This window comes from Pseudoalteromonas sp. S2755, assembly GCF_005886535.1.
Taxonomy (GTDB): Bacteria; Pseudomonadota; Gammaproteobacteria; order Enterobacterales; family Alteromonadaceae; genus Pseudoalteromonas.
Window position 1 is genome coordinate 1 of the sequence record NZ_PNDS01000118.1, and the last position, 18,970, is coordinate 18,970.

Below are 18,970 nucleotides of genomic sequence, written 5' to 3' on the forward strand. Positions count from 1 at the left end.
AAGGATGTGGGGTAAGGTGACTTTGCAGGAGCACAAAGTCTTTATCGCCAGACTTACATAGAGTGACTATGCTACGCTGGCTCTGCCTTGTATAAATACCAATCAAACTGCTGCAAAAACAAACTTGAAAGATCAACAGGCCCTAGAGTTTATTAGTCTTTGCGATTTGATTTTTGTTCCTCTGAGCGTGTTTTGCTCACGGCGTACAACTTGCCCAATGTACATATCAATCAAACTTCTGCAAAAACAAACTTAAAAGACAATAGACCTTAGCAATCTTCCGTCATCGAACAAACAAGGATCTCCCATGGATAACAAGCAAAACACACCATCGATTTGTCCTTTTGCACATGGTGCCAATACGTCGTCAGAGCATAGCGAGCACCAGTGGTGGCCAAATAGCCTGAACCTAGACATATTGCATCAGCACGATACGAAAACCGATCCGATGGACGCCAATTTTGATTACAAAATCGCCTTTAACAGTCTTGATTACCCCGCCCTGAAAGAAGATCTCGAGCAACTTATGACAGACTCTCAGCCATGGTGGCCCGCCGACTGGGGACACTATGGAGGATTAATGATCAGAATGGCATGGCACGCTGCGGGCAGTTATCGTGTTGCGGATGGTCGCGGTGGTGCAAACACGGGGAATCAGCGCTTTGCTCCGCTGAACAGTTGGCCGGACAACGGAAACTTAGATAAAGCACGGCGTTTACTTTGGCCTATTAAAAAGAAATATGGCAATCGTATTTCGTGGGCCGATTTAATCGTGCTGGCAGGCAACGTTGCTTATGAGTCAATGGGATTCAAAACCTTTGGCTTTGCCGGTGGCCGAGAAGATATCTGGCATCCAGAAAAGGATACCTATTGGGGAAGCGAAAAAGAGTGGCTGGCTCCCTCTAATAACCAAAACAGTCGCTATAGCGGCGAACGCGATTTAGAAAATCCGCTTGCCGCTGTGATGATGGGTCTTATCTACGTTAATCCTGAGGGCGTAGATGGTAATCCCGATCCGCTAAAAACAGCTGAAGATATGCGTGTTACCTTCGCTCGAATGGCTATGAACGATGAAGAAACCGTTGCCCTAACCGCTGGTGGACACACGGTGGGTAAAGCGCACGGTAATGGCAATGCCGATGAATTAGGCCCGGAGCCCGAAGGCGCAGACTTGCATGAACAAGGTTTTGGCTGGATGAATCACAGCTCACGTGGCATTGGTTCTAATGCAGTAACCAGCGGTATCGAAGGCGCTTGGACGACGAACCCAACTCAATGGGACAATGGCTATTTCTACTTGCTGTTCACATACGAATGGGAGCAAACCAAAAGCCCTGCGGGCGCGTGGCAATGGCAGCCTATTAATATAAAAGAAGAAGATAAGCCGGTTGATGCTGAAGACGCGTCCAAACGCTGCATGCCGATGATGACAGATGCCGATATGGCGCTGAAAATGGACCCTGCTTATCGTAAAATTTCAGAGAAATTCTACGCCGACCCCGACTATTTTAACGATGTTTTTGCCAGAGCTTGGTTTAAGCTCACCCACCGCGACCTTGGCCCTAAAAGTCGTTACCTTGGCCCTGAAGTACCCAATGAAGACCTGCTTTGGCAAGATCCAGTCCCCAGCGTTAACTACACCCTAAACGACAGTGAAATTAGCGCCCTCAAGCAACAGATTCTAGCTACCAATGTGACGCTTTCAGAATTAGTAGCCACCGCGTGGGATAGTGCGAGAACGTTTAGATATTCCGATTATAGAGGTGGTGCAAATGGTGCGAGGATCCGCCTAACCCCACAGAAGGATTGGCCTGGAAATGAACCAGAGCGTCTAGCGAAAGTGCTCGCGGCATTAGAAGTCGTGCAAAGTAATTTTACGCCTACCGTAAGCATGGCTGATTTAATCGTATTGGGTGGCTGCGCTGCTGTTGAACAAGCGGCTAAAAATGCCGGTGTGTCAATCCAAGTGCCTTTTGCCGCTGGGCGAGGCGATGCCACAGACGAGCAAACCGACATTGAGTCATTTGATGTATTAGAGCCTGTACATGACGGTTTTCGCAACTGGCAAAAACACCACTACAGCGTAAAACCAGAAGAAATGCTACTTGATAGAGCCCAACTGATGGGCCTCACAGCCAAGGAAATGACCGTACTGATCGGCGGAATGCGCGTGCTAGGCACCAATCATGGGCAAACATCGCATGGCGTATTTACCGATAACATTGGCACTTTGAGTAATGACTTTTTCGTCAACTTGACCGATATGGCATATCGTTGGGAGCCAAGTGGAGAGAACCTATACGAGATAAAAACACGCGACACGAACACGGTAAAATGGACCGCGACTCGCGTTGATCTTGTCTTTGGTTCTAACTCTATCTTGCGCGCTTACGCCGAAGTATACGCACAAGATGATAGCAAAGAGAAGTTTGTCCGTGACTTTGTTGAGGTATGGACAAAAGTAATGAATGCAGACCGATTTGACCTAAAATAGCTGTATAACTCAGCCAAGCCACTGGTGTATATTTAACAGTGGCTTGGTCTATTTATTTACTATTTCAACATGCGCTAAGTTCAGCAACTATCCAATCCCGAAATGCCTTTAATTTAGGCCACTCAAAGTGTCGCTCAGGTGCGACCAAGAAATAACGATATTCACATAACCATGCAAAGTCAGGGTAGATTTCTAACTGACCAAGCTCTAAAGATTGATTCACTAAACGTCGACGTAACAAAGAAAATCCTTGCCCTGCAACCGTTGCCTGCTGAACTAATGCTGCATTATCAATTTTAAGATTACTGAATGTATGACCACTCAAACCCAATTGCTTGTTTAGCTCAAGCCACGCATGCTCATTATCCCGGCCTTCATCATAGATAAAATTGAGTTTAGATAGCTGCTCTCGCAGCGATTTGTTTGGGTCAATTAGTCCAGGGCGGTAGGCAAGAACTAACTCATCCTCCGCGATGAGTTCGCTTTTCAGTCCCGGATAGTTACCAAACCCAAAGCGGATCCCAATATCGATATCGTCGTGGTTAAAATCAGCGAGTTGCTCGGTTGGATCAATACGTAGCTGGTAGTTTGGTAATGCCTTATTGAAGCTCGCCAATCTAGGCAAAAGCCAACAAGTAGCAAATGAAGGCAAAACCGACAGGTTAATAGTGTTTGGGTTAGGATCTGACTTTAACGTCGACAAGCCCATTTCCATTTGCCCAAAGGCCTTGTGTAAGTAAGGCAACAAGTCTTGTCCTTGCTGAGTTAGCAATACCTTTCTTGTTTGTCGTTCAAATAACATACAACCAAGCTGTTGCTCAAGGGTTCTTATCTGTTGACTCACGGCAGCTTGAGTCACAAATAAGGCTTCCGCCGCCTGCTTAAAACTGCCTAATTCCGCCGCCGTTTTAAAATACCAAAGTCCTTTGAGTGGAGGTGATTTCATTCGCCGCCTTACTTAATTAAAACTTAACTATAGGTCAGAATTTCTAGTTTGTCAGTTTTATGAATGCACACAATACTTAGCAGTGAAATCAGAGACGGAAGGAGTCTTTATCATGAAATATGCAATTATTCTTGCATTTCCTCTAGCAGCACTCGCATCAACATCCGATCAGGTACAAACTGAAAAAGTATTTACCGATGCGGGATACCCTTACAAAAACTTAATTATGAAGGCCGAAAAAGTGGAGCTTGTTTATTCAGAAGAGCAAAACAAAACGACCTGCCGAGTTAAGGTCTATAGCGGTGATGTACTTCATGAAGGGGAGCCTAGGGAGATATCGGCTAAAACGTTTTCAACCGATCCCGTCAAGGGCTGCCTTGCCCGACAAAACGCCAAACACATTTTAAGTTTGCTTTAATATAAGCTAACCCGAAATCAGAATAACAACTTGTAAGTAAGCAGTTGTTATTCTTCGGTTAGTTTCAGTTAAGCAACCTGATTGATAAGTTGCTGCCGCTTGAACCAAAACGGCGCGTCACACCAACGTTTTTCCTTATTATAAAACTGCTGCTTTAGCGCTAAATACTGATCAAACTGATGCGCTAAGTCTTGCTGATATACTTTGCTGCGATGCATAAATGCTTGAGATGTTTTGGTATTGCCGATAATGGCTGCCGCTTGGCACCCCGATGTCATGGCAAACCCTAATCCCATAGAAGAAATAGGGTCAAACGCACAAGCCGCATCCCCCACAGGTAAATAATTTTTGAGATGAGCAAAACTGCTAAAATGACTCCCGGCAGGTCGGATCCATAGGTTTTCATCGACCATCTTTGCATCCTCTACCCGCCGTGACATATAGTTACTACTACCTAAGTGCGCTTGCCACTGTGTCAGACGATTTAGGCGCTGCTTTGAGAGCAATTCAAAATCACTGAAATACGTTACAACTAGCATATCGTGAGAAAGCGCCGCACTGTACCACCAGCCAAATTCATCGCTTTCAATTAATTGCAGTTGCTCGAGCGCCCCCCGCTTTACTTTAAAGAAGGCACCAACCCCAGTAAGTCTGTCATATTGCTGAACAGACGCTCCTAGAGATCTGCCAATAGGCGAATTACGCCCTGACGCATCAACAAGATACTCGCAAACAATAATAAACTGACCATAGTCAGGATGACTCACCACCACAGAGTATCGACCGTCTTGTAACTGAGTGATTGCTTTGCTTTTAGTGCGCGGGAATATCGTTCCACCGCGCTGGATCGTGCTTTCGAGCAAGGTTAGATCAAATATCTCGCGATTAATTTGATAGGTTGCTCGGTCTGGTGCAAAAATCGCATGACGATTAGCCGATTGCTCACTTCCCCAAAACGCACTATTACCTTGAGTTGGAGTAAAACAGTGCGGACCGAAATCCGCTCTGTCTATCTGCAAATAGTCCAATACCGAAAACACACTTGCAGAGACACTTTCGCCAATTCTTAATTTTTGTAAATCAGACTGCTCGATTAAAATGACTGATAGGTCTGTGTGATTGAGCAAGTTTAAAGCGGTGCTAGCCCCGGCAGGGCCAGCACCAATTACTAGCACATCACATTCGTGAGTACCATTCATATCCATTACCGTCTTGTTCGAGTACCGCTGCGAGGCACTTTTTTCGCAGCTCGTTTTTGCGTAATTGGCTTCGCCATTTTTTCTTCAAGTCCTTTTAATATTGCTTTGGCCTTAGAGCACCCGCAAGACAAATGATCTTTAAGATCATCAGGAATATAAAACACCGGAATATCGGTTCCGTCGTCTTGGCAATTCCCAGTAATATCGGAGACAGGTACATCCTTATACGCAAACAATTGGTGATTACGTTCGATTTCCGTAAAGTAAGGGAAATTCGGTTCATCACTATTTTGATTGCGGATAAAACCAAGTGCCGACCAATGCTCAACCATTTGCACAAAACTATTGATACCACGTGCATAGTTGACTTGCTGGCCTGCAGGCAAATGGGTAAGTGATTGATCATCAAATTGATTCGTCAATACATCCCACGGGCTTTGCGGTGGCCACCAGTAACTGTAGTAAGTTGGGGCAGCTGGCACCATTTGCGGATCGTCTTCCGTGCCAACGTTCACTTTATTCACCGTTGGCTCGGTAAAGTTCACATTTTGAATAGTACAGTTGAAAAAGTCTGCTTGCCACGGACATGCCATGCGCTTGGTTAAATCTCCAGGCTGACAACCACCACCTTCACACTCATCACGCTCAGCATCCAAGCCGCTTGGAAAGCCATTACCCATACTTTGATCTTTGATGATATAAGGCGCCGAGTACACCGCTGGATTTTGTAAACTCCAAGTGACTTCAATCCCCGGACACATGGGTAAGCCGACGCAATTACCCACACTACCTTGATCCGCATAAAATATGCCAAACTCATCGACTGCGCTCTGTGGTGTTGAAGGTTTAGCACTTGAAAAGTTACCAGCAGCCCACTGGCTCAGTAAGAAGTATTGGGTCTGCGTTAACGTTAAAAACTTATCGACAATATTGTCTTCAGCGTTGCTCACCGAGTTACTGCCAGAGTTCATTGGCATCAGTGGTAAATTACCCTCAATACCATACTCGAAGAGTTGCTGATTGGTTTGCTCGTTTGGCGGAGTTTGCTGCACTGTGGCTGGGTCAACTGGCTGTCTAAAGTACTTAAAGTAAGCCTGACGATTGGCCTTGTTATCTTCAGAGTTGTCTTTAAAATCAAAGATATTTGAAACAAATGCCGACATAGATTGGACATTTGATACCCACTGATAACGGCTAATACGCTGGATAATCGGCTCAATATCTTGGTAATAATTTGCCTGATAAGAAGATTGATACTCACCATTGCTGTAAAGCTCAGGGCATAAGTTTTGTTCGCGCACCGCAACGTCAAACATAGTATCACTAAGGTTGGAGATATTGACGATTTCCGGTGCAAAATCCGGAGAACCAACAATTACCCAAGCAGAGAGTTGCAAGGTTTTACCATCGTCAAACGTAACCGTGCAATACACAGTTCCGTCCGCAATATCATCATGCCACGTGTCCGCACCACCGTAAGATTCAAGAGGCTGGTTACCACCCGCATTCCCTTTACCGCCAAGTACCACTAAGCGACCTTCGTTATCGGTTAATATGTCTCCGAGCGACTTTATTTCTGTGCCTTGGCATGGTTTAGGAGGGAAACTAACCGGATATCCTGCAGGCGCACTGTCGGCGTCAAATTCAGCTTTTGCATTTGCACCAGATATCGTTCTTGGACCTGGATCAATAATTAAGCTTCGGCGATCCGTTGCATCCGCATTACGCCAAGGCGTGTTGCGATTGCTATAACTATTATCTTGACCATAGAGTAAGTTGCCTTGTAGTTCATTAAATTCATACCATGCCGCCTTTTTATTCGCGACGTGTACGGTCCAACTAATTGATTTAACGTTATCGCTCGATAACGTTAGCTCATTGTTATTTTCGTCAATGATTTTAAAGGGTTGGCCCTGCCTGCGGATCCGGCCTTCTGCGTCTTTAAACTGACTGACAGGGCTATCTATCTTATTGCCCCATTCATCAGATTCAAATGGTAAACCGCCTATTTTGTCTGGTGCTAAATAAAACTGACCATCGCTATTGCCGAGTCTTGCGACACCGACAGAGGGGTGAAGTGAATAGTTCATATTTATATCCTTTAGATATAGTAACCACGGCACAAAACAACACACTTGTTAACAAACAATATTCAAGCGTGCGCTAACTTTCGCTTAAATTGGGTCTCAACTAAGTAGAGTAACTGTAGCACTAGCCATAAAATGTGCATATTTCACTTCATTACAGAACATAAAACACGAACATAAAAAACCTCAATAAACTGATATTAAATAGAAAATATTTTTATATTTTTTAAAGCATGTAAGAACCTAACACTCAAAAAACAAATCAGGTGATTAGAAAACTTATTCGTTACAAACAGAAATCTATTGAAACATTTATTTCACAAATTATAATCCTTGTCCCTCAGTTGAGTAAAAACATTATTTTTTGCGTTTAGTTTTCAAGGAGTAGATATGAAAATAAAGCCGCTCACATTTGCACTAGGGCTTGCATTAAGCAGTACGGTTCAAGCATTCACCCAGTTTGGTGGACAAGGGATCATGCCCATGGGACATGAATGGTTAACCCGCACCGCAGCACTTGAGGTGCTGGATGCCGAACATATTATCGAACCAGATCCTAACGACCCTAGGCACGCTTGGCGCTATGGTCTGGCAAAGAACATCGCATTACATACCGCACAAGATGAAGTTACTCGACTCCAGTCCCAGTTAAACAACAACCCGCTCTATGAACCAAGATACGACAGTGTGAACTCCGCCATTGTCGGTGAGCGTTGGGTTGATATTGCTGGATTTAACGTCACCAACGCCAGTACCGATCCTACCGGCCCAAACTGCTTTAGCGCAGTCTCGCAAGAACCAGCCGACATTCAGCTAGATCACTTTATGCGCCGCTATGATGATATTGCAGGTCAAGGTGGTGTAGATGCAGCTTATCGCGCGCAAAAGCGCTTTGTTCAACATTTTATTGATGCGGCTATGGCTGAGGAAAAGCGCCTCAAAGTGTGGGATGGTGGTGGTCACGCCGCCCTTGCGGAAGTAGATCATAATTATTTTTTGTTTGGCCGTGCCGTTCACCTATTTCAAGACTCATTTAGTCCAGAGCATACGGTAAGGCTTCCACAAGATAACTACGAAAAGGTTTGGCAAGTAAAAGCTTACCTTTGCTCTGAGGGTGCCGAGCAGCATTCGCACGACACCAAAGATGTGCTCAACTTCACCAGTGGCGATGTGATCTGGCAAGCGAATACACGCCTAGAGTCTGGCTGGCAGTCTTATCGTATTAGCAGCATGAAACCGGTCGCGATTGTCGCGCTGGAGGCCAGTAAAGATCTCTGGGCTGCGTTTATTCGCACAATGGCAACACCAAAAGCACAAAGACGTAGCGTAGCCGAGCAAGAAGCACAGCTATTGGTACAAAACTGGTTGTCGTTTGACGAGGCAGCTATGCTGGCTTGGTATGAGGACGAAAATAAACGTGACCATACTTATGTACTGGCCCCTAATGAGTCAGGAAAAGGGAAGTCGCTCGAAGCCTGTATGGCGGAGTTAAATGTAGGCACAACGAACCAAGCTGAGCGTGTTGCACAGCTAGATGCAGAGCGAAACCAATGTCTTTTTAATATTGAAGCCGAACCTGGTTTTGAAGATCTTAACGACCCACACTTAGATATTCCCTACAACTGGCGCTGGAAATCTCTAACCTGGCAAACGCCACCAAGCGGCTGGACATATCCGCAGTTAAGTGCAGATACGGGCACACAAATCACGATAAAGTCGCCAGTAAATAACCAGTATTTAGCAGCACAGACCCTAAACAATGATACCCGAATTTCCTTTAGCCCAAATGAGCCTCTCGATTTAATTCAGGTAACCAATGCTCAGGGTCAACACTATTTTAGAGCCACTCAGGCCCCTTCACTGTTTTTAAGTTACAGCAGCAAAAGCGCAGGTTATCTCAAGCTCGTAGACTCCCCTAAGCAAGCACTCTACTCGTTGATTTATCAAGGTGGTGTTTGGAATATCAAAAATCAATTTTGGCAGCAGTATATTTGGTTTAACCAAGCGCAAAACCAACCTGAGTTAAATCGCCATGGCGAGCCGGACCAGTTATCCGCGAAGTGGATGATTGAAGGCCTATAACTTAACACAACCCCAACCAGCAGGCCCTATCCAATTTAGGGCCTTTTTCTAAATTGTCGACTCACTCAGCAAGCCTGAAGCAAAGTTCGATTAACTTTTCTTGCGCAGCCAAAAGAGGCTTCCTTCAACGCTTAACCAGGCTTTTTTGCCACCACAATCTATATAACTTAAGACTTCTTCTTTTGAACCCAATGTGTAGCCATATATCTCTTTTTGCTTAGTCTTTTCTTGACCTGTAAGCATCTTGATAAAGTGCTTATTGTACCCTTTGATTGTCGTTTTTAGCTCATTCAAAGCTTTGCTCTCGCCATCCTGTACAAAGCGCATCAACGCCTCTGCAGATAGCATAAAAATGCTCTCTTCTTCATATTCATCAAGGCAAGCTTGTAGTTTATCCCACTGTTTTAAGATAACTAAACCGTTCACATACATATATCGACAGGCCTGATTATCGTTTGGATTAAGTCGCAGCAGCACTTCTAGTTCATCAACCGCCTCTTGTACTTTGTCTGCCCAAAAGTAAATCCGCGCTTTATGGTAACGAATAAACATATAAGGTCTGGTTTCGTGGATAAGCCAAAAATTGCCTTGATTTTCCTCAATATAATCAGGCGTAATAAAGTCTTGTTCTTCATTATGAATAAACTGGTCAAGTAAAGGGATTGAATCGATGTGAGTCAATTTGAGTAAGTTCTCAATCAGTGAGTTTCTTATTTCTTCCTGTTCTTCATCAAAATCTTCTTCAAATTCAAACGCTCCGAGCTCGTTGTCTAACTCAGGATCCCAAATTAAAGTATCCCCTAACTCCATAATCGCGCCTGCCAAATAACGCTTTACGTCATGAGCCTCCCGCTCAAAAGGCACCGTGGGCTCAGCGTTTGAAAATGCCGCCTTTGCTGCATCTAAGCTAGTAAATCCGGTTAGCTGCTGTTGTAATTCATTTACCGCACCTTTCTGCTCTAGTGACAAGTTCTCAAAAGATACTTTTTCCAAAGCTTTGAGCAGACCAAGACAAAAGCTCGGTAACGGAGCCCCTTCTGCTAATGATGCTGCAAAGTCTTGCTTAGAGAGCGCACACTCTTTTGGCAACTTATAAGTTTTGCCATCCAAGCTTGAAACGCACTGCTCATGTAAATCCATTAAGGCCTCTAACTGAGCACGGTAAATAGCCGTGTAATCACCAAAGAGCTCAGGCAACCACTCGTGTATTTCAGCAATATCATTAATGGCAACTTTGCCAATCAAATAACCTTCAACAAAATAATAATCCGGTTGATGCTGAGTATCTTTAGAAAAGGCATTAACTGCTTTGCGTAACGCACTTGGAGTCATATAGAACATTCCTTTAATAATTGGGTAGGTAGGGCCCGCTTTACACGGCGATCTCTACACAAAACATCGCGGAGTAAATCCACTCCTACCATACTAGATCCCACTGGTAAAAACCACTTCACGCAGGTGGGGTCGCTTTACGCGGCGATCTCTACATAAAACATTGCGAAGCCAATCCGCTCTCACCACACTAGCCCCCGCTGGTAGGAGCCACTTTACGCGGCGATCTTTTCATAAAACATCGCGGAATAAATCCGCTCCCACCACACTAGCCCCGCTGATGGAAGGCGCTTCACGCGGCGATCTTTACAGAAAGCATCGCGGAGCCAACCCGCTCTCACCACACTAGACCTGCTGGTAGGAGCCGCTTTACGCGGCGATCTCAACAAAAAAACATCGCGGAATAAATCCACTCCCACCACACTAGCTCCCCGCTGGTAGGAGCCACTTTACGTGGCGGTCCATACAGCAACATCGCGGAATAAATCCACTCCCACCACATTAGCCCCCACTGGTAGGAGCCACTTTACGTGGCGATCTTTACAAAAAACATCGCGGAATAAATCCGCCCCAACCAAACTAGCCCCCGCTGGTGGGAGCCGCTTTACGCGGCGATCTTTACATCAAACTCAGGATCACAACCTTTGCGGCTCTACTGGACTTTGTATAAAGCTGGCGAATCTATCAACTATGTTTGGATAATGTGCACGTAACAGAGCTTGTGACTCTCGGTTACTCAAAGCACGACATCGCTCAGTTTGCTCTTGCAGCATCAACTTTTTCAAACTCAGTCTACCAGTCGTGGTAGACATCAAAAAATGGATGGTCGCCCAACTACTTTTATACATCAGCTCAGAATTGTAAGACTTCCATTTGGATTCTGCATTGATAAGCTCATAAGGCGATAACACTCGCCCTGTAATATAACCGCGATGTAATCTAGCTTGATTTGGTGCAACAGTGCCGACCTGCATCGTCACTTTTACGGTTTGAAAATAGCCTGCAAGTCCCTCATTTAACCAACGCGGCGTATATCCAATCACAGCCTGATTAATAGCGTGCACCGCTTCATGAACGGCAGTTTGCATCGTCGCATGATGATTTCTCTGCTCAACCAAAGCAAGGTTGTATCTACCCAAGTAGAGACCAACATTACCCTTTGGATTGCCACCATAGGATTTAACCACTCGCTCATATTCGCGCCGATTAGGTAGCACCTTGATCCTGAGCGTCACCTTTTGCATCGCGTCCAAGCCAACAATACTGGTATACCCTCTAAATACGGCATTCAGTTTAGCGCTCAAGGTGTTTTTAAACTGATCCGTGATATTTGGACCGGAGATATTGAGGTCAAAGAAATCAAGAGCACGATTACGCTCTGGCTGATAATGCTTAGCCGCAAAACTCGGTTTTTTATCCGAGTAATTCGTAATGCCTCTTTCATCAACCCAAGTGTATATCCCATTCTCAACACGGTATTTAATCCCCTCAGCTTGCTGAGAAGCACAACGACCAAACTGTCTTAAACTCGTTTGATGGTCAAAAGTATCTCCGTTTGTTGACTGAACTGAACTTGGTTGTTTGAACTTTTGCTCTGAAACCACTGGCGCACTATTTAATTCAGTTTTTTGGTTGCTTAGCATATTGGTTAGCTGAGGCTGTATCTGAGTAAACCAAAACTCACGGCCATCAAAAAAGAGAAACAACAACACAGAAAACACAACTAAGCAGGCCTTAAAAATAGCCTCCTTCCACTCGCTCCAAGCGCCCTTCATTCCTTGACCCTCAATCCTATTTTTTATTGAAATATCCTGATAGTAAGAATAACCAAGTTAGAATCCCGCAGTTAGAAACCGCTTTACGCGGCGATCTCTTGCATCCTATTCCAGAAAACCAAACCATCACACAACCTTGCGACGCTCCCAAATCCAGCAAAGCGCCAAAGCAAACACACCACTTGCATGGGTTACATACAAAGGCACTGAAGTGCCTGCATCCTCAGCATACATAAACACACTCGACATCACCCAAGCAGCACCTGCACCAATCAATAACCACACCGCCGCAGAATACAGCTTATACACCGGCGCACTTATATAACCCGACAACACCACACAAGCCGCTGCAACACCACCTATCACCGGCTTCTTCCACCAGCCCGCATACTCCGCCAACATCCCCGCCAAAGTGGCTGAAACGATAAAAGTCACGATGACGATCATAATAGACAGTAAAAATTTAAGGGCTTGGTTCATAATTCACCTTTGTAAAACCTCAGACTACTGAATATAGTCTACAACCTTCATCGATCTAAAATTGAGATGCTTTTCTTCATGATGTTCTGCATCCAGCACTACTGACAAGTACGGAGCAAATACCATTTTTTCATCCGATGAAAGCTCAAACTCCATTTTAAACATTCGCTTACTGCCCACTGGAACAGTAAAGTAATCAGAGTTATAACTACCGTAACGCTTTTCACCTACATAGTATGCAAGTAATCTAGCTTGACTATCTTTATGATCAATCGCATAACTTTTATTTCTAATTCTAAAAGCATTATCACGAGGAAGCAGATTAATAGCGTAAAAGGAGCAAGTAAGATTTTTACCACGCTTTTCACATTTACCCTTCTTTACTTCAAACCCCGCGTAGTGTTGAAAAGTTTTGACGGGGCCATCGTATTCATCATTGAACATGGAAAGTGATATCCAAGGATCTTTTAGAAACATCCCTGCTGAAAAAAATGCTACACATACAAACACAGTTGACATTGACTTTATGAATCTCCTAAAAGTGCTTAGTCCAGCTCGCTCAAATTGATAATACAAATAACCTATCATCACCACACTAAGCACCAAAATTGGTATAAAACGAATCAAACTACTTCCAGAATAAAGCACGTAGGCCTTCACTATCTCAACAAGATCAGTTGCATATGCGCCAATGACGATACTGGTAATAAAAACGGTAAAAGCAATCAATTTATTAAATGAAAATAAAGCCGCTTTTTTTACTGTGTTGTGTTGTTGTGACGCTGAGCTATCCATTTGTTTGCGTGTCCTAGTGGCCAAAGTTTTGAAATACAATCAAAGTTTTTAACGATAAATAAATTTACAATCCATCTACATATAGTTCAAGCTGTAATCTATCATCCGTTATGTTGATAGAGAAACCTATCTGTTTATTAAATCAATACCAGCTCCTCTTTGACGCTGACAGCTCATACCTACCTTGCGTTAGTTCACAGGGAGTTTCAAAATTTCTCTCAACCGCGCAAACGTCACAAACTCATCGTTGGCTTCCATTACTGCATACTCTGGGTTTCTTGCCACAAGTAAGTAGGTTACTTCACCTTGCGCATCAATCTGTTTTCTTACATCTCGTAGTAAAAATTGTTCTTCGCCAGCTGCGTCAAAGCGCTCGATGGCGGTAGTGGTATTTGTAATTGATCCTGCATTGCTTGATGTGATCCGTTCGAGTGGTAACAAGTCCTCATCGAAGATAGGATGTTTTCCACCGTTCATAGAATTGCCACTAGCATGAGCTAAGAAGTGTTTTTCAGGGTCGACTTTTCCACACCCCGGTGGTGCAGGCACGAAGGACATTTCGCTGCTGTCACGTTTAGTATGAAGATATCTAGCAAGGCGATAGCGGCTTAACTCCAATATACAATCGGTCAATTGTTCAATATTTTGCGTTTTAACTTCAAGGTTTAGCTTGAACTGTGCTTCTTCAATGGATTGATTTGGCGCTTATTTAATTGAAAACCAGTGGTGTGTTTTTTTGCCTGTTGTTAGTTCGGTGCAGAGGTACTGCGCTACCTTACCTAAAATGAAGGTTTGCTTGTAGGCTGGCTATGCGAGGTGTCGATTCGGTTTACAACTTTTCCACATTCACCTACATTGGAAATGTAGCTTGGGTCTCAACAGGAAAGTCGCATGCACTTCAAAAATAAAATAACAAACGAACGTTCTTACAATACCGGTGGCAGTGAGGCGAGTAGCCTTGAAAGCGACCGTGGGCGTATTATCAACAGTGCTGCGCTTAGACGGCTGCAACAAAAAACCCAAGTGTTTCCGCTTGAGCGCAATGCGGCGGTGCGTTCGCGCTTAACGCACTCGCTTGAGGTGCAACAAAACGGCCGTTACATTGCTAAAAAAATTGTTGATGCACTTGTGCAGCAAGGTCAGCAAGATTTGCTGCGATATGAAGATAAAAACGGCCAGCAGGTGGATTTGTCTGAGTGTTTGGTTACTCTGTCTGAAATGGCCTGTTTGATGCACGATATTGGTAACCCTGCGTTTGGTCACTTTGGCGAGGCCGCTATCAATGATTGGTTTAAACGCTATTTGAGCCAGCATCAACAGTTTGCAAAAAGTGCTCGGGCGGCACTTCGGTATGGCTCAAAGGAGAGCAACGCGTCGGATCTGGCGGTACTGAATCAAGAAATGGAGTTACTGCTCGATATCTGTAGTTTTGAGGGTAACGCCCAAGCTATTCGCGTTATTCATACGCTTTCTCGGCTTAACCTTACCTATTCACAATGCGCCACTGTGATGAAGTATACCCGCTGCGCAACCACACCTAAATCAACCGTGGCCATTGATAAGTCTTATCTGCAAAAGAAAGCAGGATACTATTTTAGTGAAAGTGATTTTGTCAGTGAGCTGTGCGACAAATTGCAGATACAAGTGGGCAATCGCCACCCAGTGACTTATATCATGGAAGCCGCTGATGATATAGCTTATTGCCTTGCTGATATGGAAGACGCTGTAGAAAAAGGCATTATTAGCGTAGATGAGTTAACGGGCTGTTTAATAGAGGAATATCAAAATATCGCCGCAGGATTTGGGATCACCGATGACAAGCTGTTAGAGCTTATGAGTAAAAAGCTGCACTATGCCAATGACAAAGCCAGCAAGCATATGGCGAATTTTGATAATGAATTTTTTATTTGGCTCCGCGTGGGGTTGCTACACCCACTTGCTGAACATGCCAAAGCGCGTTTTATCGATAATATTGAAGCGATCTACGAAGGGAGTTTTAACGCTTCGTTACTGGAAGATAATAGCCACCTTCATGCCATTGTAAAGTCGCTGAAAACGGTGGCGGCCAACAAGGTATTCTCGAATAAAGAAGTCGAGCAGTTGGAGCTTCAAGGTTATAAGATCACCAGCAGCATATTGAATGAATATCAGCGAGTGCTTGATTTACACGCCGACGAGTTTAACGCAGCATTAAATGGCGAGCATGACTTTGCGATAGAGTCGCGATTGATTAATCGAATTTCCAAGAAGTATGTTGCGGTATACTGCGAAACGGTCGCGAAGCTTAGTGAGCCTGAGCAAGCCGAGCCGATTTTTGAGTTTTATTACCGCTGCCGCCTTATTCAGGATTTTATTAGCGGTATGACTGACCAGTTTGCTTATGATACCTATCGTGCGTTGACCGCGTTGGATTGAGGTTAAGGGCGTGATCGCGGGGTCTTTTTGAAAAGATCGCCGCATGAAGCGGCTCCTACCAGCGGTCATGTTACATGGTGGGAGTGGGTTCACCCCACGATTTTGTTGAAAAGATCGCCGCGTGAAGCGGCTCCTGCCAGCGGTGGCATTTAAGGAGTTGTCTTGCGGTAATGATATGCGGTGGGAGTGGTTTTATCCCGCGATTTTGTTGAAAAGCTGCTGCTACGAGTGGGGTAAAAGTAGAGAACTGATCGCTGCGTCCTGCACAAGTGGTAATAAAGAAGGAGGTGCAAATTGCACCTCCTTTGAGTTTTGTAATCTAGTAGTGCTTTACATGGATATTAAAACGTCACGTTTACACCAAACCAAATATTGCGGGCTTTGTCTTTTACGTTGTAGTCGTCGCTAAATACGACTTCACTTACCACACCACGGCCGCTTAGGTATTCGTATTTACCATCACCGTTTAAGTCGTTGTAATCCGTGCTATAAGACGTAAAGTCTTCATCCAATAAGTTATTGATACGCGCAAACACAGTAACATTGTCGTTAAAGGTGTATTTCGCACCTAAGTGCAGTAGGTTGTAGTTTTTGTAGTACATGGCTTTGTCTAGATTATTGTCCCAGCCACGGTAACGATCAGAGCGCATTTCAGCATTTAGCGTTAGTGAAAGCTCGTCCGTTACTTGCCAGTTTACCGTGGCATTTGCCATGTGCTCAGCGGTATTGGTTAGTGGTTGACCTTCTTGAGGGCCACTCTTTTGCTCGCTGTCAGTCCAGGTGTAGTTTGCGTAAAGTGAAACTGCATCGGTAAACTGGTAACGGCCTGCAAGCTCAATACCTTGGATCTCAACTTTGTCGATATTGATTTTTTGGCTATAAGTATCGTAGCCAAGCTCGTCGTATACGCCCAAATTCACACATGGTTTTGCACCATTGGTTGCAGAGCAACTCTTGATGGTGTCGCCACGGGCGATTTTATCGTCAAACTCCGTTGAGAAGTAAGTGATATTAAAATTGTGGTTCTCAGTTGGATGCGTCCAATACAATGCAACTTCGTTGTTTACGCTGGTTTCTGGTTCAAGATCTGGGTTACCAGCAAACGGTGACGTACCTTGACCACCAAAGCCGGTGATACCGTTGTATAAGTCAGTCGTTTGTGGCGTTTTATAACCCGTGCTGATCCCGCCTTTTACTGTCCAATCGTCAGACAGCTCGTATACACCGTATAGACGCGGAGAAAGTTGGCTACCAAATACATCGTGGTTATCGTGACGGACACCCACTGTAACTGTTAGCGGATCGCTTAAGTGCCAGTTATCTTCTACAAATAACGAGTACATTTGGTGCTCCTGAACGCCTTGGTCAACGCCAGACTCCATACCAAATACGCCATCTTGCAATTCACCGTCAACCCACTGACCGCCCACCACAAACACATGATCGCCAAATAAATCGTCAACTGGAATATCCACTCGCGCGTCTAGCGTATACTGGCTGCTGTTAAGTGTACGTTTTGAACGTGGTAAGAATGTGCTCTCAGCAAGCGCTTTACGCTCAGCCTCTTCCATGTCGGCATATTTACCACTGCCATCGTACATGGCTTGTAGTAATTTACGCTCTGCAACAGAAAGCGGCATAGTACGCCCATTGTTATCGGTATCAACAAATGCCAAAGACACAAAAGTTTCGATATCGTCAAACGTACCTTGATGCGTTAGTGACCACCAGGTTCTGTCGAATTCTTGATCCGCCGCATAACCTGCGCGCGGGTTTACCTTGCCACGGCGTGTTTGCCAGATTGATTCGATGTTGTCTTTAGTGCCAAGCGGATAGGTAATTTTGCCCGACTCAACGTCATAGTTTGGCGTATTATCATACTCTTGATTTGAGATATCGTAGTCAAAAGTAACCGTGTGGTTGTCGTTTGGTGTGAATACAAAGGTTGCACCCAATTGGGTGTTAGTGTTGTCTACTGTTTTGCCACCGCGCCCAAAACCAAGTTCACGATGATGCAGCTCACCATTTGGATCGACTGCAGGTGAAAACTCAGGGTTTGAGGCTTGACGCTCATAAATGCTGCCGCGAGCAGAAAAATTGAGTAAACCTTTAACCAAAGGTCCATAAATACTGAAGTCAGTGGTAATGTCATCACCAAACTGGTCGTTTGTTTGTAGGCTTCGGCCAAAATCAATGCTGCCGGTCCATTCATCTACTGACTTTTTAGTAATAATGTTGATTACGCCGCCCATCGCATCTGCGCCGTAAAGTGTAGAGGCAGGTCCCCTAATGACTTCAATACGCTCAATGGCACTTTTGGGTGGAATATGGTTAAACGCGTTACCACCAAAATTATTTGGGTAGATATCACCGTGGTTGTTTTGACGCTTACCGTCGATAAGAAGTAGCGTATATTCACCTGTTAAACCACGCATACTCACGCTGCCTTGCCCGGTTTTATCTCGAGTTGTGCCAATGTCCACGCCTTCTTGGTACTTTACGGCATCAAGCAAAGTCGTATAGGACTGAGCTTGAATGTCTTCGGCGGTGATCACTGAAATACTCGCGGGTGCTTCTGGTATTTTTTGCTCAAAACCAGTCGCAGTTACAACGATGTGTTCCATGTCTGGCTGCGCTTTTGTCGAATCAGCAAAAGCAACTGGGCTAAGGGCAGACAGCACCAAAGCAGAGAGTACACCACGTTTAAAAGGCGTGTTTATCATTGTTAATATCCCAAAATTTATTGCATTAAAGTAAATTTTGGCGCGTACTCTAAATGGAAACTGAACAAAAGTCAAAGCAATTGATAATTAATCTCATTTGCATTTTTGATTTAGATCATATTTAAGGGCCTTTGTGAGTTTATTGATTTTTCTTTTTGTCAGTTATGCGGCGTTCATTTGAGTTAAGATCGCGGAATAAATCCGCTCCTACCATATATTCAAAC

Annotated in this window: 13 protein-coding genes; 4 read left to right on the top strand and 9 right to left on the bottom strand. The window is 44.5% G+C overall.

The features are described from left to right. Positions 1–307 precede the first annotated feature (307 nt). Complete coding sequence (gene katG / locus CWC03_RS17655) at positions 308–2,494, top strand: catalase/peroxidase HPI (protein WP_138583006.1); 2,187 nt, start codon at positions 308–310, stop codon at positions 2,492–2,494. A 64-nt stretch (positions 2,495–2,558) separates the two neighbouring features. Here katG and CWC03_RS17660 read toward each other — a convergent pair whose 3' ends face one another. Next, positions 2,559–3,440 (bottom strand): LysR substrate-binding domain-containing protein, encoded by an 882-nt coding sequence (locus CWC03_RS17660; RefSeq protein ID WP_138583007.1) that lies wholly within the window; start codon positions 3,438–3,440, stop codon positions 2,559–2,561. A 112-nt stretch (positions 3,441–3,552) separates the two neighbouring features. Between CWC03_RS17660 and CWC03_RS17665 the strand changes: the two genes are divergently transcribed. Continuing rightward, complete coding sequence (locus CWC03_RS17665; protein WP_138583008.1) at positions 3,553–3,858, top strand: hypothetical protein; 306 nt, start codon at positions 3,553–3,555, stop codon at positions 3,856–3,858. A 68-nt stretch (positions 3,859–3,926) separates the two neighbouring features. Here CWC03_RS17665 and lodB read toward each other — a convergent pair whose 3' ends face one another. Both lodB and lodA read right to left on the bottom strand, forming a co-directional pair. After that, the gene (lodB, locus tag CWC03_RS17670) at positions 3,927–5,057 is read right to left on the bottom strand and encodes a lysine-epsilon-oxidase maturase LodB (protein ID WP_249314067.1); all 1,131 of its coding nucleotides are present in this window, start codon (positions 5,055–5,057) and stop codon (positions 3,927–3,929) included. Between the two features lie 5 nt (positions 5,058–5,062). Further along, complete coding sequence (gene lodA, locus CWC03_RS17675) at positions 5,063–7,147, bottom strand: CTQ-dependent lysine 6-oxidase LodA (RefSeq protein ID WP_138583010.1); 2,085 nt, start codon at positions 7,145–7,147, stop codon at positions 5,063–5,065. A 387-nt stretch (positions 7,148–7,534) separates the two neighbouring features. Between lodA and CWC03_RS17680 the strand changes: the two genes are divergently transcribed. Further along, a complete protein-coding gene (locus CWC03_RS17680) occupies positions 7,535–9,226 on the top strand; it encodes a hemolysin D (protein ID WP_138583011.1) in 1,692 nt (563 codons plus the stop codon). Positions 9,227–9,316: 90 nt separating this feature from the next. Here CWC03_RS17680 and CWC03_RS17685 read toward each other — a convergent pair whose 3' ends face one another. The 5 genes from CWC03_RS17685 to CWC03_RS17705 form a co-directional block, all read right to left on the bottom strand. Next, a complete protein-coding gene (locus tag CWC03_RS17685; protein ID WP_138583012.1) occupies positions 9,317–10,558 on the bottom strand; it encodes a UPF0149 family protein in 1,242 nt (413 codons plus the stop codon). A gap of 635 nt (positions 10,559–11,193) precedes the next feature. Next, positions 11,194–12,333 (bottom strand): DUF1570 domain-containing protein, encoded by a 1,140-nt coding sequence (locus tag CWC03_RS17690; protein ID WP_138583013.1) that lies wholly within the window; start codon positions 12,331–12,333, stop codon positions 11,194–11,196. Positions 12,334–12,459: 126 nt separating this feature from the next. Beyond that, entirely contained in the window at positions 12,460–12,813 is a 354-nt protein-coding gene (locus CWC03_RS17695) for a hypothetical protein (RefSeq protein WP_138583014.1), read from the bottom strand. 24 nt (positions 12,814–12,837) lie between these two features. Next, the gene (locus tag CWC03_RS17700) at positions 12,838–13,608 is read right to left on the bottom strand and encodes a hypothetical protein (protein WP_138583015.1); all 771 of its coding nucleotides are present in this window, start codon (positions 13,606–13,608) and stop codon (positions 12,838–12,840) included. A gap of 189 nt (positions 13,609–13,797) precedes the next feature. Beyond that, the gene (locus tag CWC03_RS17705; protein WP_171040277.1) at positions 13,798–14,241 is read right to left on the bottom strand and encodes a hypothetical protein; all 444 of its coding nucleotides are present in this window, start codon (positions 14,239–14,241) and stop codon (positions 13,798–13,800) included. 258 nt (positions 14,242–14,499) lie between these two features. Here CWC03_RS17705 and dgt point away from each other — a divergent pair, with 258 nt between their 5' ends. Beyond that, entirely contained in the window at positions 14,500–16,023 is a 1,524-nt protein-coding gene (gene dgt / locus CWC03_RS17710) for a dGTPase (protein ID WP_138583017.1), read from the top strand. A 341-nt stretch (positions 16,024–16,364) separates the two neighbouring features. On the opposite strand, the gene CWC03_RS17715 is transcribed toward dgt, so the two are convergent. Then, positions 16,365–18,746, bottom strand: a complete 2,382-nt coding sequence (locus CWC03_RS17715; RefSeq protein ID WP_138583018.1) for a TonB-dependent receptor domain-containing protein — start codon at positions 18,744–18,746, stop codon at positions 16,365–16,367. Positions 18,747–18,970: the final 224 nt, after the last annotated feature.